Below are 24,812 nucleotides of genomic sequence, written 5' to 3' on the forward strand. Positions count from 1 at the left end.
ACGGGGCGCGCATAGTCGTTTAAAGATTAAAAAGCTCTGTGCTTATTCCAGTTTTTTGAACAGCGCATTGCCACACCGCGAGCAGAACGCCGCGCCGTGTTCGTGGCTGTTTTTCTTGCACACCGGGCAGTCGTGTTGCAGCTGTTCACCGCGCATGGCATTGGCCAGTTCGGCGGTGAAAATGCCCGTCGGCACGGCGATGATCGAGTAACCGGTGATCATCACCAGCGACGAAATCACCTGACCCAGCGGCGTCCTTGGCACGATGTCGCCGAAGCCCACGGTGGTCAACGTGACGATAGCCCAATAGATGCCTTTCGGGATGCTGGTGAAGCCATGCTCCGGGCCTTCGATCACGTACATCAACGTGCCGAACACCGTCACCAGCGTGCAGACGCTGACCAGAAACACCACGATCTTCTGCTTGCTGCCACGCAGCGCCGACATCAGGTAATTGGCTTGTTTGAGGTACGGGCTGAGTTTGAGCACGCGGAAAATCCGCAGCATGCGGATGATCCGAATGATCAGCAGGTACTGCGCATCGCTGTAATACAGCGCAAGGATGCCAGGCACGATCGCCAGCAAATCCACCAGCCCGTAAAAACTGAAGGCATAGCGCAACGGCTTGGGCGAGCAATACAGACGCAGGATGTACTCGCCGAGAAAGATGATCGTGAAGCCCCACTCGATATAGGCCAGCACGTTCGCGTAGTTCTGGTGAATGCTGTCGATGCTGTCGAGCATCACAATCACCAGACTGGAGAGGATGATCAACAGCAAGATGCCGTCGAAGCGACGCCCGGCGCGGGTGTCGCTCTGGAAAATCATGACGTAAAGCCGTTCGCGCCAACTGTTGCTGCTGTCCATGGATAACGCCTGAATCGAAGATCAGCGCAGCCTAGGTTGATTCTCCCCATGAGCGCAAGGCGCACGCTCGACCGGGGTTTTGCCGAGCATCTGAATACCGGTGCGGATCAGCCAGCCAGCGAGGATGAACGGCGCGGTCAGCGTGGCGAGGCCCACCGCTGCAAACAGCGGTGTGACCAGCAGCGCCAGCACGATGCCGACCAGCGGCAGCCACGGTTGTTGACGTTGCGTGCTGAAGGCGAGGGCGGCAAGGACGGCGTTGTAACTGCCCAGGCCGAACAGCGCAGCGCTGGTTTCGTGGTGCAGCAGGCTGGAACCGAGGCCGATGGCAGACGCTAGCATCGCCCAGCAAAACGCCCGGCGATCAGCGATGAGCAAACCGATGGCGATCAAAGCGCCGGCCAGTGGATGACCGAGAAACATCACCTGGCCCAAACCGCGCAGTTCGGCGGCGAGCAGGTTCAGTGTGTTCAGCTCGATGTGCGCTATGGGCGCCGACGGTTCGGCGAACAACAGCAATACCCAGCTCATGGCCACGAACGGCGAGGTGTAGGCCGGAATCGATCGGCTGCTGTACACGTGTTTAAGCCATTGCTGCGTGGCCATCGCGCTCAAACCGCCAGCGGCAAGAATCAGCGGCGGCAGCATCGGCGACCACGGGAAATACAGGCTCAGCAGCAGGCCGAGCAAGATGCCGTTGTAGCTGAACAACCCGGCCTGGCGATCAGCCTTGGCGTAGTTGCGCCGTTGTGCAGTAAGCAGGCCGGCAACGGCACCGAGCAGCGCTCCGGCGAACAGCACCGGCGCCGTCAGCAGAATCGCCAACAGGCACAGCAGGCCGCACAGCGGATGGCGCTGGAGGAATATTTGACTGAAACCGTTGAGCAAAGCCTCGGCCCAGTCGGGGCAGTGGGTGTTGAAATGATTGGCAGGCATGGCAGTTCTTGCGATACGGATCGTTCCCACGTCGAGGCGTCGAACCGTCTGCGTGGGAATGCCTCAAAGGACGCTCTGCGTCTGCTCTTGGGACGTAGAGCGTCCCGGGCCGCATTCCCACGCAGAGCGTGGGAACGATCATGGTGGGTGGCTTAAATCAATGTTTCGATACGCAGCGAGTTGGTCGACCCCGGCTGCCCGAACGGCACGCCGGCAGTGATCAGCAGCGTGTCCCCGCGCTCGGCCATGCCTTGGGCCTGGGCGATTTCCAGCGCGGTCGAGCAGACTTCGTCGACCTGACGCAGGCGATCGTTGACCACCGAGTGAATCCCCCACGCCACGCTCAGACGCCGCGCGGTTTGCAGGTTCGGCGTCAGGTTGAGGATCGGCGCTTTCGGCCGCTCCCGCGCCGCACGCAAACTCGACGATCCCGACTCGCTGTAGTTGACCAGCACCGCCACCGGCAGCACGTTGCTGATGCGCCGGATCGCGCAGCTGATTGCATCGGACACGGTCGCTTCAGCTTTCGGCCGGCTGACGTCGAGCTGGGTCTGATAATCCGGACCGTTCTCAACCTGACGAATGATCTTGCTCATCATCTGCACGGCTTCCAGCGGGTACTCGCCGGACGCAGTTTCTGCCGACAGCATCACCGCGTCAGCGCCTTCGGCCACTGCGTTGGCGACGTCAGTCACCTCAGCGCGGGTCGGGGCAGGGGAGAAGCGCATCGACTCGAGCATCTGCGTCGCCACCACCACCGGTTTGCCCAGCTCGCGGCAGGTAGTGATGATGTTCTTCTGAATCTGCGGCACGCTTTCGGCCGGCACTTCGACGCCGAGGTCACCGCGAGCCACCATGATCGCGTCGCTCAATTCAGCGATTTCGCGCAGTTGTTCAACGGCGGAAGGCTTCTCGATTTTCGCCATCAGAAAGGCCTTGTCGCCGATCAGCGCGCGGGCTTCGATGATGTCCTGCGGGCGCTGCACAAACGACAGCGCGACCCAGTCCACACCCAGCTCCAGACCGAAGCTCAGGTCGCGGCGATCCTTGGCGGTCAGCGGGCTGAGGTCGAGTACCGCTTGCGGTACGTTGACGCCTTTGCGGTCCGACAATTCGCCGCCATTGAGCACGGTGGTGTCGATCGCATCGTCGTACTTGGTCACCACACGCAGACGCAGTTTGCCGTCGTCGAGCAGCAGATCCATGCCCGCTTCCAGCGCGGCAATGATTTCCGGATGCGGCAGATTCACCCGGCGCTCATCGCCCGGCGTCGCGTCCAGATCCAGACGGAAGGCCTGACCGCGATGCAGTTGCACCTTGCCGTCGGCAAACTTGCCGACGCGCAGTTTCGGCCCCTGCAAGTCCATCAGAATGCCCAGCGGGTAGTTGAGCTGGCGCTCGACTTCGCGGATCCACTGATAGCGTTTGGCGTGGTCGGCGTGATCGCCGTGGCTGAAGTTCAGGCGGAAGATATTCACCCCGGCCTCGACCAGTTCACGGATCTCTTCGATGCCGTCGACGGCAGGCCCGAGGGTGGCGAGAATTTTGACCTTTTTATCAGGCGTCATGATTTGCAGCTCTCAAGGATCAGAATGGCGCGGAAGTCGTTGACGTTGGTGCGGGTCGGCTCGGTGACGATCAGCGCATCGAGCGCCTCGAAATAGCCGTAGCCGTTGTTGTTATCCAGCTCGTCGCTGGCGCTCAGACCGAGGGCGGCGGCGCGGGCGTAGCTGTCCGGGGTCATGATCGCGCCGGCGTTGTCTTCCGAACCGTCGATGCCGTCGGTGTCACCGGCCAGGGCGTAGACGCCGGGCTGGCCTTTGAGGTTCTCGGTGAGGCTGAGAAGGAATTCGGCGTTGCGTCCGCCACGGCCATTGCCGCGCACGGTCACGGTGGTTTCGCCACCAGAGAGGATCACGCACGGCGCTGCCAATGGCTGGCCATGGTTGATGATCTGGCGGGCGATGCCGGCGTGGACTTTCGCCACTTCGCGCGACTCACCTTCGAGGTCGCCGAGGATCAGCGTGCTAAAACCGGCCTGACGGCATTTCACCGCAGCGGCATCCAGCGATTGCTGCGGGCGGGCGATCAACTGGAAGTGGCTACGCGCGAGGCTTGGGTCGCCGGGTTTGACGGTTTCCGACTCTGGGCTTTGCAGCCAAGTGCGCACCGAAACCGGAATCTCGATGCCGTAGCGTTTGATGATCGCCAGCGCTTCGGCGGATGTGCTTGGGTCGGCCACAGTCGGGCCGGAAGCGATGACCGTGGCGAGGTCGCCCGGTACATCGGAAATCGCGTAAGTGTAAACAGTGGCAGGCCAGCAGGCCTTGCCCAGACGCCCGCCCTTGATCGCCGAGAGGTGCTTGCGCACGCAGTTCATCTCGCCGATGGTCGCGCCGGATTTGAGCAGGGCTTTGTTGATCGATTGCTTGTCGGCGAGGGTGATGCCTTCGGCCGGCAACGCCAGCAGGGCCGAGCCGCCACCGGAGAGCAGGAAGATCACGCGGTCGTCTTCAGTCAGGTTGCTGACCAATTCGAGCACGCGTTTGGCCACGGCCAGACCGGCAGCGTCCGGCACCGGGTGCGCGGCTTCGACCACTTCGATTTTTTCGCACGGGGCGCCGTGACCGTAACGGGTCACCACCAGGCCAGAGACGTCACCTTCCCAGCAGCGCTCGACCACTTGCGCCATGGCAGCGGCGGCTTTACCGGCGCCGATGACGATCACCCGGCCGCTACGATCGACGGGCAGATGGGCTTCGAGGACTTGGTTCGGATGGGCCGCGTCGATGGCTGTGGCAAACAGCTCGCGCAGCAGTTGTTGCGGATCGACCGACATGGCGGGCTCCCAATCTTATTGTTCTTGGTTAATGCTGATGATCGTTCCCACGCTCTGCGTGGGAATGCCTCAATGGACGCTCTGCGTCCGCTTCGGCAGGGACGCGGAGCGTCCCGTGCTGCATTCCCACGCAGAGCGTGGGAACGAGCGACGGGGCAGTGGCTTATTTGTTGTCGCGAATCGAGAAGTTGGCCATGTGTTCCAGACCTTTGATCAGCGCCGAGTGATCCCAGTTGCTGCCACCGATGGCCGCGCAGGTGCTGAACACTTGCTGGGCGTTGGCGGTGTTCGGCAGGTTGATGTTCAGCTCCTTGGCGCCTTGCAGGGCCAGGTTCAGGTCTTTCTGGTGCAGGCTGATGCGGAAGCCTGGATCGAAAGTGCCTTTGATCATGCGCTCGCCGTGCACTTCAAGGATCTTCGAGGACGCGAAACCACCCATCAGTGCTTCACGCACCTTGGCCGGATCAGCGCCGTTTTTCGAAGCGAACAGCAGGGCTTCAGCGACGGCCTGAATGTTCAGGGCAACGATGATCTGGTTGGCGACTTTGGCGGTTTGACCGTCGCCATTGCCACCGACCAGGGTGATGTTTTTGCCCATGGCCTGGAACAGCGGCAGAGCGCGTTCGAAGGCATCGGCGTCGCCACCGATCATGATGCTCAGGGTCGCGGCCTTGGCGCCGACTTCACCGCCGGAAACCGGGGCGTCGAGGTATTGCGCGCCTTTCTCGTTGATCTTCGCGGCGAAAGCTTTGGTTGCAGTCGGCGAGATCGAGCTCATGTCGATGACGATTTTGCCTTTGCTCAGGCCAGCGGCAACGCCGTCGGCGCGGAACAGTACGTCGTCGACCTGCGGGGTATCCGGAACCATGACGATGATGAATTCAGCTTCCTGCGCGACTTCGCGCGGGTTGGCCAGAGCGACGGCGCCAGCGGCAACCAGGTCGGCCGGGGCGGCGTCGTGGTGCGCCGACAGGAACAGGCTGTGACCGGCTTTCTGCAGGTTCGAAGCCATTGGGTGGCCCATGATGCCGGTGCCGATAAATCCGATTTTAGCCATGAGAAAATCCTCTTGTTTTTGTCTTGCTCAAGCAAATAGGGGAGCTGCTTTATATGGGAGCGAGCCTGCTCGCGAATGCGATCTGCCAGACGCCATTGATGGTGAATGTGCCGGCCTCTTCGCGAGCAGGCTCGCTCCCACAGGGGTTTTGCAGTGTTCTTTAGATAGCGTTGTGGGTTTTAAGCCAGCCGAGGCCTGCTTCGGTAGTGGTCAGCGGCTTGTACTCACAGCCGACCCAACCCTGATAACCGATGCGATCCAGGTGTTCGAACAGGAAGCGGTAGTTGATCTCACCGGTGCCGGGTTCGTTGCGGCCCGGGTTGTCGGCGAGCTGCACATGGTTGATCTCGCCCAAGTGCGATTGCAGGGTGCGGGCCAGATCGCCTTCCATGATTTGCATGTGATAGATGTCGTATTGCAGATACAGATTGGCGCTGCCGACCTGCTCGCGAATCGACAGGGCTTGCGCCGTGTTGTTCAGGTAGAAACCCGGGATGTCGCGGGTGTTGATCGCTTCCATCACCAGTTTGATGCCCGCCGCTTGCAGCTTTTCAGCTGCGTACTTCAGGTTGGCAACGAAGGTTTTTTCAACGGTGGCATCGTCAACGCCTTGCGGGCGAATACCGGCCAGGCAGTTGATCTGGGTGTTGCCCAGCACTTGCGCGTAGGCAATCGCCAGATCGACACCGGCGCGGAATTCTTCGACCCGATCCGGCAGGCAGGCGATACCGCGTTCGCCTTTGGCCCAGTCACCGGCCGGCAAGTTGAACAGCACTTGGGTCAGACCGTTGGCGTCGAGCTTGGCCTTGATTTCAGCGGAGCTGAAGTCGTACGGGAACAGGTACTCGACACCGCTGAAACCAGCCTTGGCGGCGGCGTCGAAACGGGCAAGGAAATCCTGTTCGGTGAACAGCATGGACAGGTTGGCTGCGAAACGCGGCATGGTGGTCTCCCGTTAATCTTGTGAGGTTCCCCATGTGGGAGCGAGCCTGCTCGCGAAAGCGGTCTGTCAGCCAACATCCGTGTTGGATATGAAGCAGTCTTCGCGAGCAGGCTCGCTCCCACAGGGAGAGCGGTCAGCAGTTAATCAAGCAGCGAAATCGCCGTTGGCGCATCGTTGCCGACCAGCGCCAGGTCTTCGAATTCGTTGACGGCGTTGATCTCGGTACCCATGGAGATGTTGGTCACACGCTCCAGAATGATCTCGACGATCACCGGCACCTTGAACTCTTCGATCATCTGTTCGGCCTTGCGCAGGGCAGGGGCGATTTCCGATGGTTCGAACACACGCAGCGCTTTACAGCCGAGGCCTTCAGCCACTGCAACGTGGTCAACCCCGTAACCGTTGAGTTCCGGCGCGTTCAGGTTATCGAAGGACAGCTGCACGCAGTAGTCCATTTCGAACCCGCGCTGTGCCTGACGGATCAGACCCAGGTACGAGTTGTTCACCACGACGTGGATGTACGGCAGTTTGAACTGAGCGCCGACCGCCAGTTCTTCGATCATGAACTGGAAGTCATAGTCCCCCGACAGGGCCACGACTTTGCGGTTCGGATCGGCCTTCACCACGCCCAGCGCTGCCGGAATGGTCCAGCCCAACGGGCCCGCCTGGCCGCAGTTGATCCAGTGACGCGGCTTGTAGACGTGCAGGAACTGCGCGCCAGCAATCTGCGACAGACCAATGGTGCTGACGTAGCAGGTGTCCTTGCCGAACACCTGGTTCATTTCTTCGTAAACGCGCTGTGGTTTTACCGGCACGTTGTCGAAGTGGGTTTTGCGATGCAGGCTGGCTTTGCGCTGCTGGCAATCCTGCAGCCAGGCACTGCGGTTTTTCAGCTTGCCGGCGGCTTGCCATTCACGCGCCACTTCGATGAACACGGTCAGCGCTGCAGCGGCGTCGGAGACGATGCCCAGATCCGGCGTGAATACACGGCCGATCTGCGTGCCTTCGATGTCGACGTGAATGAACTTGCGGCCTTCGGTGTACACGTCAACCGAACCGGTGTGACGGTTGGCCCAACGGTTACCGATACCCAACACCACGTCGGATTTCAGCATCGTCGCGTTGCCGTAACGGTGCGAAGTCTGCAGACCAACCATGCCCACCATCAACGGGTGATCGTCAGGAATGGTGCCCCAGCCCATCAGGGTCGGGATCACCGGGATGCCGGTCAGTTCAGCGAATTCAACCAACAGATCGCTGGCGTCGGCGTTGATGATGCCGCCACCGGCAACCAACAGTGGGCGCTCAGCCTGATCCAGCAAAGCCAAAGCCTTCTCGACCTGAACGCGGGTAGCGGTCGGCTTGGCCAGTGGCAGCGGCTGGTAGGCGTCGATGTCGAATTCGATTTCGGCCATCTGCACGTCGAACGGCAGGTCGATCAGCACCGGGCCTGGACGGCCGGAGCGCATTTCAAAGAATGCTTTCTGGAACGCGTAAGGCACTTGGCCCGGCTCCAGAACAGTGGTCGCCCACTTGGTGACTGGCTTGACGATGCTGGTGATGTCGACAGCCTGGAAGTCTTCCTTGTGCATACGGGCGCGGGGTGCCTGGCCGGTGATGCAGAGGATTGGAATCGAGTCGGCCGAGGCGCTGTAGAGCCCGGTGACCATGTCGGTACCGGCAGGGCCGGACGTCCCGATGCACACGCCGATGTTGCCGGCCTTGGTGCGGGTGTAGCCCTCGGCCATGTGCGAGGCGCCTTCAACGTGGCGAGCAAGGACGTGATCGATGCCGCCGACTTTCTGCAAGGCGGAGTACAGCGGGTTGATGGCAGCGCCCGGGATGCCAAAAGCGGTATCAACCCCTTCACGGCGCATCACCAGAACGGCGGCTTCGATTGCTCTCATTTTGCTCATGGTTTTGTGCCTCTTTACGTTTTGTAATTGTATACAAGTGGCTTTGCGCAGAGTGTATTCACGGCGGACGGCGCAGGTCAATCCATTTTCTCAAGCGCCTGTTTCATTCGTCGGAAGCCTTTCTGACTGTGGCTTTTCGTCGCATGTGGCGCTTTTCGATAATTATTGTATACAAAAAAATAACTCATTGTGTTCTATTTGTTGCATCGAGCTGCGGCAGAAAAGCGCAGCCCCACGACTTTCCCAATAACAAAATGAGGACGGCACCATGAGCGCTTTAACCTTGAAAGTCGCAGTCAACCTGGTCAACGAAGCCATCACTGCAGGGCGCGGCATCAACGCCGCGCCGCTGACCATCGCGGTACTCGATACCGGCGGCCACTTGATCACCCTGCAACGCGAAGACGGCGCCAGCCTGCTGCGCCCGCAAATCGCCATCGGCAAAGCCTGGGGCGCCATCGCCCTGGGCAAAGGCTCACGCCTGCTGGCACTCGACGCGCAACAACGCCCAGCGTTTATTGCCGCACTGAACAGCATGGGACAAGGCAGCGTCGTGCCGGCACCGGGCGGTGTGTTGATTCGTGATCAGGCGGGGAATGTGCTCGGCGCGATCGGCATAAGCGGCGATCTGTCGGATATTGATGAGCAGGTGGCAATTAAGGCGGTGGAGGCGTTGGAGTTGCGGGCGGATGCGGGGGTGGCGGCTTGATCTGTAGCGTCTGATTAACCGCCTTCGCGAGCAGGCTCGCTCCCACATTGGATTTGTGCTCAGACACAAAATGTCTGAATACCCCAAGCCCCCTGTGGGAGCGAGCCTGCTCGCGAATACGATCTCAAAAACACATCTTGCTAAAAACCTGACACTTGCTCCCACATTCACAGAACTAACCTTTTCATGATCAGGATATGAAAAGGCAAAGGAATGCGGGATCTATCTGCTTCAAATCGTTTGCGCATCGGTCGTTACTCCGAACACAACCGCATCTACCTGCTGACAACCAATACGGCGGGTAGGCAGCCTGTTTTCAGCGACTTTGCACTGGGTCGATTGGTCGCCAGCCAATTTCGCGTCGCAGAAGATATGGGTACTGCGAATACGTTGGCCTGGGTTGTCATGCCAGATCATTTTCATTGGCTGATTGAATTGAAGCGTGGTTCGCTTGGCGAATTGATGCAGCGAACCAAATCTCTAAGCACCAAAGCCGTGAAACTCGCGACCGGTCGACAGACCAGCCTTTGGCAATCAGGCTTTCATGATCGTGCATTGCGCAGAGAGGATGATCTGGTGAAGTTGGCTCGGTATGTCGTGGCTAACCCGTTGCGGGCTGGTTTGGTTAAGAAGCTTGGCGACTATCCGCTGTGGGATGCGATTTGGGTTTGAGCGTTATTTTGTGTTGCCGCTATTCGCGAGCAGGCTCGCTCCCACATTGGATCTGTGGCGTTCACGAATCCCTGTGGGAGCGAGCCTGCTCGCGAAGCAGTCACCGCGGTCTATCAGTCCGGCTCACACCCCTTCAACACCAACCGGATAATCGTCTGCGCCGCCGCTTCATAATCCGCTTCATCCAGCTTGTCCTTGCCCGTGACCGCAGAAATCTGCCAGTCGAAGTCGGCGTAGGTCTGGGTCGCGGCCCAGATGCTGAACATCAAGTGATTCGGGTCGATCGGGGCGATCTGGCCGCGGTCGATCCAGCTCTGGATGCAGTCGATGTTGTGTTTGGCCTGGCTGTTGAGCTGTTCGACCAGGTCGGCGCTCAAGTGCGGGGCGCCGTGCATGATTTCGCTGGCGAATACTTTCGAGGCGAAGGGCAGGTCGCGGGAGATGCGGATTTTCGAGCGGATGTAGCCGCTCAGCACTTCGCTCGGCACACCGTCCGGATTGAACGGGGTCGAGGCCTGCAAAATCGGCACGATGATGCTTTCCAGAACCTCGCGGTAGAGGTTCTCCTTGGACTTGAAGTAGTAGTAGACGTTGGGCTTGGGCAATCCCGCCTTGGCGGCGATGTCGCTGGTTTTGCTCGCAGCGAAGCCTTTGTCTGCAAACTCCTCACTGGCGGCACGCAGGATCAGTTCTTTGTTGCGCTCGCGGATTGTGCTCATAAACCCGGTGGTTCCTTGCCTGTTCTGGCGGTTGCGCATGGTAGCACCGGCCTCGCGCAGCGCTCAAGAATGCCCCGTGTGGTCTGTGGTCGCGTTATGCTTCGCAACATTCATACATAGAAGGAAACAGGATTCATGGCAGGAAGCAGTTTGCTGGTGCTGGTCGACGACATTGCCACGGTGTTGGACGATGTCGCGTTGATGAGCAAAATGGCCGCCAAGAAGACCGCCGGCGTACTGGGCGATGATCTGGCGCTCAATGCCCAGCAGGTCTCCGGCGTGCGTGCCGAGCGGGAAATCCCGGTGGTCTGGGCGGTGGCCAAGGGTTCTTTCGTCAACAAACTGATCCTCGTGCCATCGGCGCTGGCGATCAGCGCGTTCGTGCCGTGGCTGGTGACGCCGTTGTTGATGGTCGGCGGTGCGTATCTGTGTTTCGAAGGTTTCGAGAAGCTCGCGCACAAGTTTTTGCACAGCGAAGCTGAAGATGAAGCCGGGCATGCGCAGTTGACTGAGGCCGTCGCTGATCCGGCGACCGATCTGGTGGCGTACGAGAAGGACAAGATCAAAGGCGCGATCCGCACGGACTTCATCCTGTCCGCAGAGATCATCGCGATCACCTTGGGCACCGTGGCGGATGCCTCGCTGACCCAGCAAGTGATCGTGATGTCCGGCATCGCCATCGTCATGACGGTGGGTGTTTACGGGTTGGTGGCGGGTATCGTCAAACTCGACGACCTCGGCTTGTGGCTGACCCAGAAGCCCGGGCAGGCCGCGAAAAAAATCGGCAGCGGCATTCTCAGCGCAGCCCCGTACATGATGAAAACCTTGTCGGTGGTCGGTACGGCGGCGATGTTCCTGGTCGGCGGCGGCATCCTCACCCACGGCGTGCCGGTGATTCATCACTGGATAGAAGGCGTTGGCGCAGCGGCGGGGAGCGCCGGGTTTGCGGTGCCGATGTTGCTCAATGGTGTAGCGGGGATCATTGCTGGCGCGGTGGTGTTGGCGGTTGTTTCTGTCGTCGGCAAAATCTGGAAAGCCATCAAAGGCTGAACGCAATATCCCTGTGGGAGCGAGCCTGCTCGCGAAGGCGTCGAGTCAGTCAGCTATTGAGGGGCAGATGCACCGCATTCGCGAGCAGGCTCGCTCCCCCACTGGATTCAGCTGATACCATGAAAAAGGGCCATTCGACTCGCATCGAATGGCCCTTTTTTGTGCCTGCCGAAATTACTCGGCAATCTGCAACTTGCGCGCCTCGGTGTACACGTAACGCACTTTCTCGTACTCGAACGGCGAGTTCATCTGACCGTAGCGGAAGCTGGTCTGATAACGCTTGTCGACCGCGCGCAACGCCCAGACTTCCGGGTGGTTGGAGCTGACTTCCGAGACGTTGAGGAAGTTGATTGCCGATTCGGCGGTGTAATCCACAGCCAGGCCGGCGGTGTCGCGAATGTTCGACGGGCCGAAGATCGGCAGCACGAAGTAGGCGCCGCCCGGTACACCGTAGAAGCCCAGGGTCTGACCGAAGTCTTCGCTCTGGCGCGGCAGGCCCATGGCGGTGGCCGGGTCCCACAGACCGGCGATGCCGATGGTGGTATTGAGCAGCAGGCGCGCGGTGGTTTCCATCGAACGCTGACCCTTGAACTGCAAGAGGCTGTTGACCAGGTTTGGCACGTCGCCGAGGTTGTTGAAGAAGTTGCTGACGCCGGTGCGCAAAAAGCTTGGCGTGATATAGCGGTAGCCATCGACCACTGGCAGGAACACCCATTGGTCGAAGCGATAGTTGAAGTGATAAACCCGGCGGTTCCACGATTCCAGAGGGTCGTAGACGTTCAGCGCGTTGAGCGTCGAGCGCTCGAATTCGCGCTGATCCAGCCCCGGGTTGAATTTGAGTTTGGACAGCGGCTCTTTGAAGCCGTCGCTGTCGACGACCACCGGCGCGTTGGCTTTACTGTTGTCGGCCTGGGCCACGCCTGCGCAGAGGAGCGCTGCCATCAGCAGGAGATATTTAGCCACGGAAGAACTCCAGCATGGCGTCGCTGTTGACGCGGTAGTTAAGGTTGCCGCAATGGCCGCCCAGTGGGTAAACGGTCAGGCGATCGCCGAAAGTCTTGCGCAGGAAACCGAGGTCGCCTGGGCCGAGAATGACATCGTCGGCGTTGTGCATGACGGCGATTTTCGGGCTGTCGTGCAGGTAATCCTTGAGCGCATACAGGCTGACCTGATCGATCAGTTGCAGCAGGCTGCCGCCGTCGGTGCGGGCGCGCCACATCGGAATCACTTGGTCGGTCAGGTAGCAATCGAAGTCGCACTGCAACGCACGCTTGAGGAACGGCGTGAGGCTGGTGCCTTCAGTGATCGGGAATTTTGGCGGGGTGATCAGGCCGCGACGGTTGATCAGGTCCGAAGTGAACGCAATGTCGGCTGCCGAGAAACGGAACGAGGTGCCGATCAGCATCGCCATCTGTTCGTTGGTCAGGTGCTGCTTGGACTGCTGAAAGTCATAGAGCAACGCATCGTTGAGGTCGATGTAGCCTTTCTGCTGGAAGTAGCGGGTCAACTTGCTCAGCACCAATTCATAGAATGTCGTGCTGTTGTTGATGCCTTTAACTTCGGTCTGCACCAACTTGTCGAGGTTGGTCACCGAGGTGTAGAGGTTGACCGGCGGATTGAGCAGCAAGACTTTCTTGAAGTTGAAGCTGCGGCGCGTCTCGTCCAGGTGCGCGACGAAAGCGGCATCCAGAGCGCCGAGGCTGTAACCGGTCAGGTAATACTCGGTCACCGGTAGTTTCGGGTTTTGCGCCCGCACGGCTTGCATCACCCGGTACATGTCTTCGGCGTCTTCCTTGGTTACGCCCGGGGTGGCGAAGCGTGAGGCGGCGCTGATGAAGTCGAAACTGGTCGGCGACGACAACTGCACGACGTGGTAGCCGGCCTTGTAATAAAGCTTTTTCAGGTATTCGTTGAGCGTGCTGTCATAACGCGCGCCGGTGCCGGCAATCAGGAAAATCAGCGGTGCCGGTTTGTCCTGGGTGGCGATGCGGTAGGTGAGTTTCTTCACTGCCCAGAAGTTGTCCGGCAGGATGAACTCGCGCTCCGGGCGCAGCGTCAGGCTGCGGTCCGACTGAGTGATGTCGTCGTCCAGCGGCAGCTCCGGGCGCAAATCCGGCGGGGTCGTGGCGATGGTCGCCTCGAACGGGTTGGTCAGGGGGTAGCCATAACTGGCGGCGTCGATATCCACCGCCAGTGCGGACGCACTCAAAATAAGGCCGCTGAACAGCGCGGCGAAGCGCAAGGAACGGAGCATGACTAGATCCCTTAGAGGAAGGTGCCGAATGAAGTTCGCAGGCTATGACCACCGGGTGTGCGCCAAAGTGCCATGCTGCGGCACCAAACAGGCAGAATTCGGAGTAATAGTAGCTGGACGATACACTTTGCACCGCCTGTATGAACAGTTAACTGTTGTTAGTGCTTGCGTACGGCAGTTGGCGGATTAAGCTGGCCGCCGGTTTCTCATGTTTGGAGTGCTTCATGTCCCGCCGTTTGCCCGTGATTCTGCTGCTCGTGCTATTGCCGCTGTGGCTGGCTGCCAGTTATGCCGTGCGCTATGGCTTTATGGAGGATGGGCAGTGGGTCGGCATCTGCGTGGATGAGGCCAGCCGTTGGGAATGCCAGGTGCGCTCCAACCTTGGGTTGATGATTCACTTCAAGGTGCTGGGCTGGACGGCACTGGGTGCGGCGCTGATCGGTTTCGTCGTACCGGGGCGGGCAGGGTGGTGGCTGGCGGTGCTGGCGCTGTTAGCCGGAGTGCCGGCGTTGGCGTTGTACAACACGACGTTGGCGGTGTTTGCGTTGGTGATTGCCGGGTTGCGTTTGGTCCGCGAGTCCCGTAGCGCCTGACAGTCAGTCTTCGCGAGCAGGCTCGCTCCCACAGGGGATTTGTGAACGCCACAGATCCAATGTGGGAGCGAGCCTGCTCGCGAAGAGGCCTGATGCCACGCTGAAGATCAGAGGCTGCGATCCCGCAGGCAGCGCCACAACGCAGCCACCATCAATACGCTGACCAACGCCCAGCCCCACGCCTGCTGATTCTGCAAACCTTCCTGATACAACTGCGGCGCAATCCCCGCGCCGACAATAAACGTCAGCAGTGCAATCTCGCGACGCGGCACACTCACCGGGCGGCACAGATAAACCAGTGCCGGCAGCAAGAATGCCATGCTCGCAAAGCTGCGATAACGCGGGTCAAACACCATCTCCAGCATCATCACCGCGGCGGCAAAACCTGCCACCGCGACCAGCCAGCCTGCGCGGCGCTCGAGCAGAGTGAACGCTCGCTCACGCCAACCGATGCGCGCACTTAACGTCAGGGCGGCATGCGCCAGCACCAACAGATTCAAAACGGTGAGCAAAGCGACCCACAGCCATTCACTGGTAAACCGCGTGGTGACCCGCGCCAGATCACCCCAAGCGCCAATCGAACAAGCGGCGAGAGCGCCCAGCAGCGGCAGCAGCAGTGCCGAGCGAGTGGTGCGCACCCGCCCGCCCAGCAGCAAGGTCCCGAGGAAAATCAAACCACCCACTGCCAGCCATTCTTTCCAGAACGGTACGTTGGTGACTGGCCCGGCGAGTACGCCTTTGTCCTGGCGATCAGCATCGAACAGCCCCCAATAGCCGCCGACCGCGCCTTCGCTGCCGCGCTTCCACGGCTGGTCAAAGGCTTCGATCAGGTTGTAATGCCAGCCTTCTTTCTCGGCCATCGCGACAAAACCCCGAATGAACTTGGCTTCGTTGACCCGGCTCGGCAGGGCGGTTTCGCGTTGGCGGCCTTCGCTCGGCCAGCCGGTTTCGCCGATCATCACGTCTTTCGGCGCGAATTTATTGCCGAACACTTGGCGCACATCTGCGACGTGTTGCAGGGCGACGTCGATGTTCGACGGATCATCTTCCCAGTACGGCAGCAGGTGAATAGTCAGGAAATCCACCGCCGGCGCGACTTCCGGGTGCTTGAGCCAGAACTCCCAGACATCGGCGTAAGTCACCGGCTGCTTGACCTGATTTTTGACCTTGTTGATCAGTCGCGCCAATTGCGCGCCGGTGACTTCTTTGCGCAGCAGCGCTTCGTTGCCGACGATCACCGCACTGACCACGTCCGGGTTGGCGTTGGCCGACTGGATCAGCAGATCGACTTCTTTTTCGGTGTCCACCGGGTTGCTGTTGACCCAAGCGCCGATCATCAACTTCAAGCCATGCTTGCGCGCCAGATCCGGCAGCGCCTCAAGGCCTGTCATCGAATAGGTGCGGATGCATTCAAACCGCGTCGCGAGCAGTGCGAGGTCGGCGTCCATGCGCTCCGGGCGCAACTTGAAGGGCACGTCGAACGGTGACTGGTCTTTATCGAATGGTGTGTAAGAGGCGCATTGCAGCTTGTGCGTCGGCGTTGCGGCGTCCGGCAGGATCACCGGTTTGCCGAGGCCGTACCAGAAGCCACCGAGCGCAAACAGCCCAAGCAGGCAGGCGAAAAGATAGGGCAGAAAAGGGAAGCGGGACGTCGCGGACATGGTCAGGCCGAGTGGCTGCAAAGCGACGCATGTTACCTGCATTTAGAGAGGGGTAGGTGGCCCGCACGATTTTGACATGCAAAGTTCGGGCGGATTGTCTCGCGTCAAATATCCAGACGCCCTTAATGGCCTTGTGATGTCGTTTCTCGTTGTCTTGAGGTCGCTGGCAGAGCAGGTCGCCTGCCGCGTGAGGTTGATGATCAAGCCATCAGTGCTCCGCTGATGTTCTAGCGAGTTTGCGGTCAGGCGTGATGGGGGCGCCGTGCACCATAACAATACGTTGACGCCGCCCGTCATCCGTCGGGCGCAGCATTTCGGGGAAGTAACGATGAAGATGCGACGACTTTTAGGCGCAAGTGCTGCTCTGGTGCTTGCGATGAGTTCCACTTTCGCCAGCGCAGAAAAACAGACCCTGAACATCGGTTACGTTGACGGCTGGTCCGACAGCGTCGCGACCACCCACGTGGCCGCCGAAGTGATCAAACAGAAACTCGGCTATGACGTGAAGCTGCAAGCCGTCGCCACCGGGATCATGTGGCAAGGCGTTGCCACCGGCAAACTCGACGCCATGCTGTCGGCCTGGCTGCCCGTGACCCACGGCGAATACTGGACGAAAAACAAGGATCTGGTCGTCGATTACGGCCCGAACTTCAAGGATGCAAAAATCGGCCTGATCGTACCGGAGTACGTCAAAGCCAAGTCGATCGAAGACCTGAAAACCGACGACACCTTCAAAAACCGCATCGTTGGCATCGACGCCGGCTCAGGCGTGATGCTCAAGACCGATCAGGCGATCAAGGATTACGGCCTCGACAAATATTCCCTCAAAGCCAGTTCCGGCGCCGGCATGATCGCCGAGCTGACCCGTGCCGAGAAGAAAAACGAATCCATCGCCGTCACCGGTTGGGTGCCGCACTGGATGTTCGCTAAATGGAAACTGCGCTTCCTCGATGACCCGAAAGGCGTGTACGGCGCAGCTGAAACCGTGAACAGCATCGGCAGCAAACAACTGGATGCCAAAGCGCCGGAAGTGGCCAAGTTCCTGAAGAACTTCCAGTGGGCATCGAAAGACGAAATTGGCGAAGTCATGCTGGCGATTCAGGACGGTGCCAAGCCTGAAGCAGCGGCCAAGGATTGGGTTGCCAAGCACCCGGATCGCGTGGCTGACTGGACCAAATAAAAGCTTCACCGCCTAACCCTGTGGGAGCGAGACTGCTCGCGAATGCGATCTGTCAGTTGATACAAATATCAACTGAACCGACGCCTTCGCGAGCAGGCTCGCTCCCACAGTTGTTTTGTGGCGTACCGGAAATTGGCAAAAGTGTCATGGCCTTCTACTACTAAGGTCGTCTGTTCCCGCTCCCGCAGCCGCATACATTAGCTATGTTCCAACAATAATTTGTGCTGCGAGGATAAAAACAATGAACGACAGCATTTACCTCTCGATTCAAAACAGTCCCCGATTCAAGGAGCTGGTTCAGAAAAGGGAACGATTCGCCTGGATTCTCTCGGCAATCATGCTCGGGCTTTACTCCGCATTCATCCTGCTGATCGCCTACGGGCCGCACATACTGGGAGCGAAACTCAGTCCTGAGTCTTCGATTACCTGGGGTATTCCGATCGGTGTCGGGCTGATTCTTTCGGCATTCATCCTCACCGGTATCTACGTGCGCCGCGCCAACGGCGAGTTTGACGACCTGAACAATGCGATTCTCAAGGAGGCTCAGCAATGATCCGGCGTCTACTGGCTTTATTGAGCGTTGCAGCGTTCGCACCGGGTGTCTGGGCGGCGGATGCATTGACGGGGGAAGTGGCCAAGCAGCCGCTGAACATTCCCGCGATCCTGATGTTCGTGGCGTTCGTCGGTGCGACGCTGTACATCACCTACTGGGCCTCGAAGAAAAACAACTCCGCGGCTGACTACTATGCGGCGGGCGGCAAGATCACCGGTTTCCAGAACGGTCTGGCGATTGCCGGTGACTACATGTCGGCGGCGTCCTTTCTGGGGATTTCCGCGCTGGTGTTCACCTCCGGTTACGATGGCCTGATCTACTCGATCGGCTTCCTCGTGGGCTGGCCGATCATTCTGTTTTTGATCGCCGAGCGCCTGCGTAACCTGGGTAAATACACCTTCGCCGACGTGGCGTCCTACCGCCTCGGGCAAACCCAGATCCGCACCCTGTCCGCCTGCGGTTCGCTGGTGGTGGTGGCGTTCTACCTGATCGCGCAAATGGTCGGTGCGGGCAAGCTGATTCAGCTGTTGTTCGGCCTCGACTACCACGTCGCGGTGATTCTGGTCGGCGTGCTGATGTGCATGTACGTTTTGTTCGGCGGCATGCTGGCGACCACTTGGGTACAGATCATCAAAGCAGTGCTGCTGCTGTCCGGTGCCTCTTTCATGGCGCTGATGGTGATGAAACACGTCGGCTTTGATTTCAACACGTTGTTCTCCGAAGCGATCAAGGTTCACGCCAAGGGCGAAGCGATCATGAGCCCGGGCGGTCTGGTCAAGGACCCGATTTCGGCCTTCTCGCTGGGTCTGGCGCTGATGTTCGGTACCGCTGGCCTGCCACACATTCTGATGCGCTTCTTCACCGTGAGTGACGCAAAAGAAGCGCGTAAGAGCGTGTTGTACGCGACTGGCTTCATCGGCTACTTCTATATCCTGACCTTCATCATCGGCTTCGGCGCGATCCTGCTGGTCAGCACTAACCCGGCCTTCAAAGATGCTGCTGGCGCGCTGTTGGGCGGCAACAACATGGCGGCGGTGCACCTGGCTAACGCAGTCGGCGGTAGCATCTTCCTCGGCTTCATCTCAGCGGTAGCGTTCGCGACCATTCTGGCAGTAGTGGCGGGCCTGACGCTGGCCGGTGCTTCGGCGGTGTCTCACGACCTGTACGCCAGTGTGATCAAGAAGGGCAAAGCCAACGAGAAGGATGAGATTCGTGTCTCGAAAATCACCACCATTGCCTTGGCAGTGTTGGCGATCGGCCTGGGTATTCTCTTCGAAAGCCAGAACATTGCGTTCATGGTGGGTCTGGCGTTCTCGATCGCGGCGAGCTGTAACTTCCCGGTACTGCTGCTTTCGATGTACTGGAAGAAGCTGACCACTCGCGGCGCAATGATTGGCGGCTGGTTGGGTCTGGTGAGTGCGGTGGGCCTGATGATTCTTGGCCCGACCATCTGGGTGCAGATTCTGCATCACGAGAAGGCGATCTTCCCTTACGAGTACCCGGCGCTGTTTTCGATGATCATTGCTTTTGTCGGGATCTGGTTCTTCTCGATTACTGACAAGTCGGCGGCTGCGGATAAAGAGCGGGCGCTGTTCTTCCCGCAGTTTGTGCGTTCGCAGACTGGGTTGGGGGCGAGTGGGGCGGTTTCGCATTGATGGTTTGATCGTTGTTTAATGTTGTGCTGAATGCCCCGGTTGAGAGATCGGGGCATTTTTTATTGGGCGGTTATCGATTAGAGCTGCGTACATATCCGTTGCTGCGGTAACGGCTGCTTAGGGTTTCGCCCTTACGGCGACTCACTTTTTTTACAAGCGCCAAAAAAAAGTAAGCAAAAAAACGCTTGCTCCTACGTCCGGCCCGCTCGCTGGGGCTCGGGGTTCCTTCGCTGCGGGATCGATCCGGGCGCAGCGCCTACGGTTTGCTTCGCTGCACCTCCTCTCGCTGTGTTTGGCTGCGCCAAACGGTCGCTACGCTCCCACGCCCGGATCAATCCCTCCACTCAGCCTTCCGACGTCGCCCCTGGATCAAGATCAAGAGCAGGCGAGCTGACACTCGGCCTATTGAGTGGTGAAGGGCACAGCGCGCACGGTTTTAGTTTTTGTGGTGCTCTTGCCCCTCATCGGAACGCCGCCCGCCCAGCCCTCTCCCGAGGGAGAGGGAGCCGATTTGTGAGCCTTTCAAAATCTGAGTTCGACTCGGTATCCCAAGTCGGCGTACCTCGTCCAAACACCGCGGTTAGTCCCCTCTCCCTCCGGGAGAGGGCTAGGGTGAGGGGCTTTTGATCTTGATCTGGTTTTTGATCTTAAGCCCCTTCGGAAGGCCGAGCGAAGGTGTTCATCCGGGGGTAGGCGCGCAGCGCCGTGCGGCGTAGCCGCATACATCGAGAGGAGGTGCAGCGAAGCAAACCGTAGGCGATGCCCCCGGATGGACACCGTAGCGAGGGGACACTGAGCCTCAGCGAAGTGCCGTACGCCAGGGGCAAAGCCTTTTGGTTCCTTTTTGGCGTTTGAAAAAGGGACTCGCTGTAAGAGCGAAACCGCCAGCGGCAGCACCCGCAAAAACGGATATACACCCAACCCTCAAATCCAGTCGGCCCACAGGCCGCTGAGACCAAACAAACAAAAACGGCCCCTACATAAATAGAGGCCGTTCCCGATACAACTTAAGAACCTATCGCAAGACAGATCTTATTTGCGGTCTTCCAGCTTGGAAATATCACGCGACTCATAACCGGTATACAACTGGCGCGGACGGCCAATCTTGTACGGGCTGGAGAGCATTTCTTTCCAGTGCGAAATCCAGCCAACAGTACGTGCCAGCGCGAAAATCACCGTGAACATGCTGGTCGGAATGCCGATCGCCTTGAGGATGATCCCCGAGTAGAAATCGACGTTCGGGTACAGCGAGCGTTCGATGAAGTACGGGTCGGTCAACGCGATCTCTTCCAGGCGCATGGCCAGTTCGAGTTGCGGATCGTTGTTGATACCCAGTTCTTTCAGTACTTCGTCGCAGGTCTGCTTCATTACAGTCGCGCGAGGATCGCGGTTCTTGTAAACGCGGTGACCGAAGCCCATCAGTTTGAACGGATCGTTCTTGTCCTTGGCCTTGGCGATGAACTTGTCGATGTTCGACACATCGCCAATTTCGTCAAGCATGGTCAGAACAGCTTCGTTCGCACCGCCGTGAGCAGGGCCCCACAGTGCGGCGATACCGGCGGCGATACAGGCGAACGGGTTGGCACCCGAAGAACCGGCCAGGCGCACGGTAGAGGTCGATGCGTTCTGCTCGTGGTCGGCATGGAGGATGAAGATCCGGTCCATGGCCTTGGCGAGCACCGGGCTGATCGGTTTGATCTCGCACGGGGTGTTGAACATCATGTGCAGGAAGTTTTCCGCGTACGTCAGGTCGTTGCGCGGGTACATCATGGGTTGGCCCATGGAGTACTTGTAAACCATCGCTGCCAGGGTCGGCATCTTGGCAACCAGGCGGATCGCGGAGATTTCGCGATGCTGCGGGTTATTGATGTCGAGGGAGTCGTGGTAGAAGGCCGAGAGGGCGCCGACTACACCGCACATGACGGCCATTGGATGGGCGTCGCGACGGAAGCCGTTGAAGAAGGTTTTCAGCTGCTCGTGAACCATGGTGTGGTTTTTCACGGTGCTGACGAACTGGGCCTTCTGTTCTGCGGTCGGCAGTTCGCCGTTGAGCAGCAGGTAGCAGGTTTCCAGGTAGTCCGACTTTTCAGCCAGCTGTTCGATCGGGTAGCCGCGGTGCAACAGAATGCCGTTGTCGCCGTCAATATAGGTAATCTTCGATTCGCACGAGGCGGTCGACATGAAACCCGGGTCGAAAGTGAAGCGGCCCGTGGCCGTCAGGCCCCGAACATCGATTACATCGGGACCAACGGTGCCGGTTAAAATGGGCAGCTCGACGGGGGCTGCGCCCTCGATGATCAACTGCGCTTTTTTGTCAGCCATGTGGCCTCCTATTTATGCTTGAACCATCAGACAGACCCCCCACGCAGGGCCCGCACCACTATAGTGAGATAAATTCGAATGTCAATTTGCCTAAAGTCTTGCTCCAGAAGGCTTTAAGCGTACTTTTTCCTCGAAATTGCCTGCCATTTACGCCTTTTATGCAACTTGTGCAATCAGCTATTGGGGGTAGGTGATTGCGTTGTCATTAGTAGCCTAACTGTCTATACTCGGCCACCGACCGCCAAGGGCTTTTGGGCTTGCTTTCATTGGGGGTCGCATCCCTGGGTGGTGGTTACCTGACCAGTGCACTCCCCAACAACTTTGCCCTGATTGTTAGGGGCTCTTCAGTGTGAAAAAAAAGCCGTGAAAAGCCAACGACCTGTAAACCTAGACCTAAGGACCATCAAACTCCCAGTCACTGCTTACACGTCCATTCTTCACCGTATCTCCGGTGTCATCCTCTTCGTGTGCCTTGCCATCATGCTTTATGCATTGGACAAGTCGCTGAGCTCCGAGGAAGGCTTCGGTCAGGTGAAAGCGTGTCTGACCAGTCCGCTAGCCAAGCTAGTGATTTGGGGCATCCTGTCCGCTCTGCTGTATCACTTGGTAGCCGGTGTGCGCCATTTGATCATGGACATGGGCATCGGTGAGACGCTGGAAGGCGGCAAGCTGGGCTCGAAAATCGTTATCGCCGTTTCCGTGGTGGTAATCGTTCTGGCAGGAGTTTGGATATGGTAACTAACGTCACGAACCTGTCGCGTTCGGGCCTCTATGACTGGATGGCGCAACGTGTGTCTGCGGTCGTTCTCGCGGCTTACTTCATCTTTCTGATCGGATACGTCGTGGCCCATCCTGGCCTCGAGTATGCCCAGTGGCATGAACTGTTCGCCCACAACGGGATGCGTATTTTCAGCCTCCTGGCCCTTGTTGCTCTGGGCGCTCACGCCTGGGTCGGCATGTGGACCATCGCGACTGACTACCTGACGCCAATGGCGTTCGGCAAGTCCGCAACGGCGATACGTTTCCTTTTCCAGGCAGTATGCGGCGTTGCGATGTTCGCTTACTTCGTCTGGGGTGTGCAGATTCTCTGGGGTATCTGAGTCATGGCTAACATTCCAACGATTTCTTTCGACGCCATCATTATTGGTGGTGGCGGAGCCGGCATGCGCGCTGCGCTGCAACTGGCACAGGGCGGTCACAAGACTGCCGTGATCACCAAGGTTTTCCCGACCCGTTCGCACACTGTATCCGCTCAGGGCGGCATCACTTGCGCGATCGCGTCTGCTGACCCGAACGATGACTGGCGCTGGCACATGTACGATACCGTCAAGGGCTCCGACTACATCGGTGACCAGGACGCGATCGAATACATGTGTCAGGAAGGCCCGGCCGCGGTTTTTGAGCTGGACCACATGGGTCTGCCGTTCTCGCGTACCGAGCAAGGCCGTATCTACCAGCGTCCATTCGGTGGTCAGTCCAAGGACTACGGCAAAGGCGGCCAGGCTGCGCGTACTTGCGCGGCTTCCGACCGTACCGGCCACGCACTGCTGCACACCCTTTATCAGGGCAACCTGAAAGCCGGTACCACGTTCCTGAACGAGTACTACGCTGTCGATCTGGTGAAGAACCAGGAAGGCGACTTCGTCGGTGTGATCGCGATCTGCATCGAAACTGGCGAGACTTCCTACATCCGCGCGAAAGCCACCGTATTGGCTACCGGCGGTGCTGGTCGTATCTACGCTTCCACTACCAATGCCCTGATCAACACCGGTGACGGCGTCGGCATGGCTCTGCGTGCTGGCGTTCCGGTACAAGACATCGAAATGTGGCAGTTCCACCCGACCGGCATCGCCGGCGCTGGTGTACTGGTTACAGAAGGTTGCCGTGGTGAAGGTGGTTACCTGATCAACAAGCACGGCGAGCGTTTCATGGAGCGTTATGCTCCGAACGCCAAAGACCTTGCCGGTCGTGACGTAGTTGCCCGTTCGATGGTTAAGGAAATCATCGCCGGCAACGGTTGCGGTCCGAATGGCGACCACGTAATGCTCAAACTCGACCACTTGGGCGAGGAAGTGCTGCACAGCCGTCTGCCAGGCATCTGCGAACTGTCGAAGACTTTCGCTCACGTTGACCCGGTGGTTGCGCCGGTTCCGGTTGTTCCGACTTGCCACTATATGATGGGCGGCGTTGCCACCAACATTCACGGCCAGGCGATCACCCAGAACGCCGAAGGCGTGGACCAGATCATTCCGGGTCTGTTCGCGGTAGGTGAAGTGGCTTGCGTATCGGTTCACGGTGCCAACCGTCTGGGCGGCAACTCGCTGCTCGACCTGGTGGTATTCGGCCGTGCTGCTGGTCTGCACCTGGAAAAAGCGCTGACCGACGGCATCGAATACGACGACGCTACCGAAGCCGACATTGAAGCTGCCCTGTCGCGCCTGAACGCGCTGAACAACCGTACCGACGGTGAAGACGTTGCTACCCTGCGTCGCGAGCTGCAAAGCTGCATGCAGAACTACTTCGGCGTATTCCGTACCGGCGAATACATGCAGAAAGGTATCGCTCAGCTTGCTGACCTGCGTGCCCGCATCGCCAACGTGAAGATCAACGATAAGTCGCAGGCGTTCAACACTGCGCGTATCGAAGCGCTGGAACTGCAAAACCTGCTGGAAGTGGCTGAAGCTACCGCCATCGCGGCCGAAGTACGTAAAGAGTCGCGCGGCGCTCACGCCCGTGAAGACTTCGAAGATCGTGACGACGAAAACTGGCTGTGCCACACCCTGTACTTCCCGGGTGACAAGCGCGTCACCAAGCGTGCCGTGAACTTCTCGCCGAAGACTGTTCCGACTTTCGAACCTAAAGTCCGGACTTATTAAGGGTGACCGC

The 24,812-nt window shown here is 59.0% G+C and carries 22 protein-coding genes; 10 read left to right on the forward strand and 12 right to left on the reverse strand.

Features of this window, described 5'->3' with window-relative positions:
- Window positions 1-42: 42 nt before the first annotated feature.
- The 7 genes from ACQ4OE_RS15460 to gcl form a co-directional block, all read right to left on the reverse strand.
- Window positions 43-867: an ion transporter gene (locus tag ACQ4OE_RS15460; RefSeq protein WP_122593456.1), complete on the reverse strand. Its 825-nt coding sequence runs from the start codon at window positions 865-867 to the stop codon at window positions 43-45.
- A 21-nt stretch (window positions 868-888) separates the two neighbouring features.
- Window positions 889-1,803 carry an urea transporter gene (locus ACQ4OE_RS15465; protein ID WP_122593457.1) on the reverse strand — a complete coding sequence of 305 codons (915 nt, stop codon included), beginning with the start codon at window positions 1,801-1,803 and terminating at the stop codon, window positions 889-891.
- 152 nt (window positions 1,804-1,955) lie between these two features.
- Window positions 1,956-3,371, reverse strand: a complete 1,416-nt coding sequence (gene pyk, locus ACQ4OE_RS15470) for a pyruvate kinase (protein WP_430947134.1) — start codon at window positions 3,369-3,371, stop codon at window positions 1,956-1,958.
- Window positions 3,368-4,642, reverse strand: coding sequence for a glycerate kinase type-2 family protein (locus ACQ4OE_RS15475; protein WP_430947135.1), 1,275 nt, complete (start codon window positions 4,640-4,642; stop codon window positions 3,368-3,370). The genes pyk and ACQ4OE_RS15475 overlap by 4 nt, the downstream gene beginning before the upstream one ends.
- A 163-nt stretch (window positions 4,643-4,805) precedes the next feature.
- Window positions 4,806-5,699 (reverse strand): 2-hydroxy-3-oxopropionate reductase, encoded by an 894-nt coding sequence (locus ACQ4OE_RS15480; RefSeq protein WP_007919937.1) that lies wholly within the window; start codon window positions 5,697-5,699, stop codon window positions 4,806-4,808.
- Window positions 5,700-5,859: 160 nt separating this feature from the next.
- Window positions 5,860-6,642, reverse strand: a complete 783-nt coding sequence (gene hyi / locus ACQ4OE_RS15485) for a hydroxypyruvate isomerase (RefSeq protein WP_430947136.1) — start codon at window positions 6,640-6,642, stop codon at window positions 5,860-5,862.
- Window positions 6,643-6,782: 140 nt separating this feature from the next.
- Complete coding sequence (gene gcl / locus ACQ4OE_RS15490) at window positions 6,783-8,558, reverse strand: glyoxylate carboligase (RefSeq protein WP_008083509.1); 1,776 nt, start codon at window positions 8,556-8,558, stop codon at window positions 6,783-6,785.
- A gap of 268 nt (window positions 8,559-8,826) precedes the next feature.
- Between gcl and ACQ4OE_RS15495 the strand changes: the two genes are divergently transcribed.
- Both ACQ4OE_RS15495 and ACQ4OE_RS15500 read left to right on the forward strand, forming a co-directional pair.
- Entirely contained in the window at window positions 8,827-9,267 is a 441-nt protein-coding gene (locus tag ACQ4OE_RS15495; protein ID WP_122593465.1) for a GlcG/HbpS family heme-binding protein, read from the forward strand.
- A gap of 213 nt (window positions 9,268-9,480) precedes the next feature.
- Entirely contained in the window at window positions 9,481-9,939 is a 459-nt protein-coding gene (locus ACQ4OE_RS15500) for an REP-associated tyrosine transposase (RefSeq protein WP_430947137.1), read from the forward strand.
- 113 nt (window positions 9,940-10,052) lie between these two features.
- Here ACQ4OE_RS15500 and ACQ4OE_RS15505 read toward each other — a convergent pair whose 3' ends face one another.
- Entirely contained in the window at window positions 10,053-10,658 is a 606-nt protein-coding gene (locus ACQ4OE_RS15505; RefSeq protein WP_122593469.1) for a TetR/AcrR family transcriptional regulator, read from the reverse strand.
- Window positions 10,659-10,793: 135 nt separating this feature from the next.
- Here ACQ4OE_RS15505 and ACQ4OE_RS15510 point away from each other — a divergent pair, with 135 nt between their 5' ends.
- A complete protein-coding gene (locus tag ACQ4OE_RS15510) occupies window positions 10,794-11,708 on the forward strand; it encodes a DUF808 domain-containing protein (protein WP_430947138.1) in 915 nt (304 codons plus the stop codon).
- 174 nt (window positions 11,709-11,882) lie between these two features.
- Here the strand turns inward: ACQ4OE_RS15510 and ACQ4OE_RS15515 are convergent, their stop codons facing one another.
- Together ACQ4OE_RS15515 and ACQ4OE_RS15520 are read right to left on the reverse strand one after the other, a co-directional pair.
- The gene (locus ACQ4OE_RS15515) at window positions 11,883-12,671 is read right to left on the reverse strand and encodes an MlaA family lipoprotein (protein WP_008087290.1); all 789 of its coding nucleotides are present in this window, start codon (window positions 12,669-12,671) and stop codon (window positions 11,883-11,885) included.
- On the reverse strand, window positions 12,664-13,962 hold the full coding sequence (locus ACQ4OE_RS15520; RefSeq protein ID WP_122593473.1) for a serine/threonine protein kinase: 1,299 nt from the start codon (window positions 13,960-13,962) through the stop codon (window positions 12,664-12,666). Before ACQ4OE_RS15520 ends, ACQ4OE_RS15515 begins: the two co-directional genes overlap by 8 nt.
- A 224-nt stretch (window positions 13,963-14,186) precedes the next feature.
- Here ACQ4OE_RS15520 and ACQ4OE_RS15525 point away from each other — a divergent pair, with 224 nt between their 5' ends.
- Complete coding sequence (locus tag ACQ4OE_RS15525; RefSeq protein ID WP_430947139.1) at window positions 14,187-14,555, forward strand: hypothetical protein; 369 nt, start codon at window positions 14,187-14,189, stop codon at window positions 14,553-14,555.
- 107 nt (window positions 14,556-14,662) lie between these two features.
- On the opposite strand, the gene ACQ4OE_RS15530 is transcribed toward ACQ4OE_RS15525, so the two are convergent.
- Complete coding sequence (locus tag ACQ4OE_RS15530) at window positions 14,663-16,258, reverse strand: beta (1-6) glucans synthase (RefSeq protein WP_430947140.1); 1,596 nt, start codon at window positions 16,256-16,258, stop codon at window positions 14,663-14,665.
- 286 nt (window positions 16,259-16,544) lie between these two features.
- Here ACQ4OE_RS15530 and ACQ4OE_RS15535 point away from each other — a divergent pair, with 286 nt between their 5' ends.
- The 3 genes from ACQ4OE_RS15535 (at window position 16,545) to ACQ4OE_RS15545 (ending at window position 19,604) form a co-directional block, all read left to right on the forward strand.
- Window positions 16,545-17,396 carry a glycine betaine ABC transporter substrate-binding protein gene (locus ACQ4OE_RS15535; RefSeq protein ID WP_122593478.1) on the forward strand — a complete coding sequence of 284 codons (852 nt, stop codon included), beginning with the start codon at window positions 16,545-16,547 and terminating at the stop codon, window positions 17,394-17,396.
- Between the two features lie 241 nt (window positions 17,397-17,637).
- Window positions 17,638-17,949 carry a DUF485 domain-containing protein gene (locus ACQ4OE_RS15540; protein ID WP_122593480.1) on the forward strand — a complete coding sequence of 104 codons (312 nt, stop codon included), beginning with the start codon at window positions 17,638-17,640 and terminating at the stop codon, window positions 17,947-17,949.
- Complete coding sequence (locus ACQ4OE_RS15545; protein WP_038363942.1) at window positions 17,946-19,604, forward strand: cation acetate symporter; 1,659 nt, start codon at window positions 17,946-17,948, stop codon at window positions 19,602-19,604. Before ACQ4OE_RS15540 ends, ACQ4OE_RS15545 begins: the two co-directional genes overlap by 4 nt.
- 1,032 nt (window positions 19,605-20,636) lie before the next feature.
- Here ACQ4OE_RS15545 and gltA read toward each other — a convergent pair.
- Entirely contained in the window at window positions 20,637-21,926 is a 1,290-nt protein-coding gene (gltA, locus tag ACQ4OE_RS15550; RefSeq protein ID WP_007919904.1) for a citrate synthase, read from the reverse strand.
- 363 nt (window positions 21,927-22,289) lie between these two features.
- On the opposite strand from gltA, the gene sdhC reads away from it, so the two are divergent.
- The 3 genes from sdhC to sdhA are packed head-to-tail and all read left to right on the forward strand — an operon-like array spanning window position 22,290 to window position 24,802.
- A complete protein-coding gene (gene sdhC, locus ACQ4OE_RS15555; protein WP_016773673.1) occupies window positions 22,290-22,664 on the forward strand; it encodes a succinate dehydrogenase, cytochrome b556 subunit in 375 nt (124 codons plus the stop codon).
- Entirely contained in the window at window positions 22,658-23,026 is a 369-nt protein-coding gene (gene sdhD / locus ACQ4OE_RS15560) for a succinate dehydrogenase, hydrophobic membrane anchor protein (RefSeq protein ID WP_003222999.1), read from the forward strand. Before sdhC ends, sdhD begins: the two co-directional genes overlap by 7 nt.
- Window positions 23,027-23,029: 3 nt before the next feature.
- Window positions 23,030-24,802, forward strand: coding sequence for a succinate dehydrogenase flavoprotein subunit (gene sdhA, locus ACQ4OE_RS15565; RefSeq protein WP_122593482.1), 1,773 nt, complete (start codon window positions 23,030-23,032; stop codon window positions 24,800-24,802).
- Window positions 24,803-24,812 lie beyond the last annotated feature (10 nt).

The organism is Pseudomonas sp. WC2 (assembly GCF_050586545.1).
Classification (GTDB): Bacteria; Pseudomonadota; Gammaproteobacteria; order Pseudomonadales; family Pseudomonadaceae; genus Aquipseudomonas.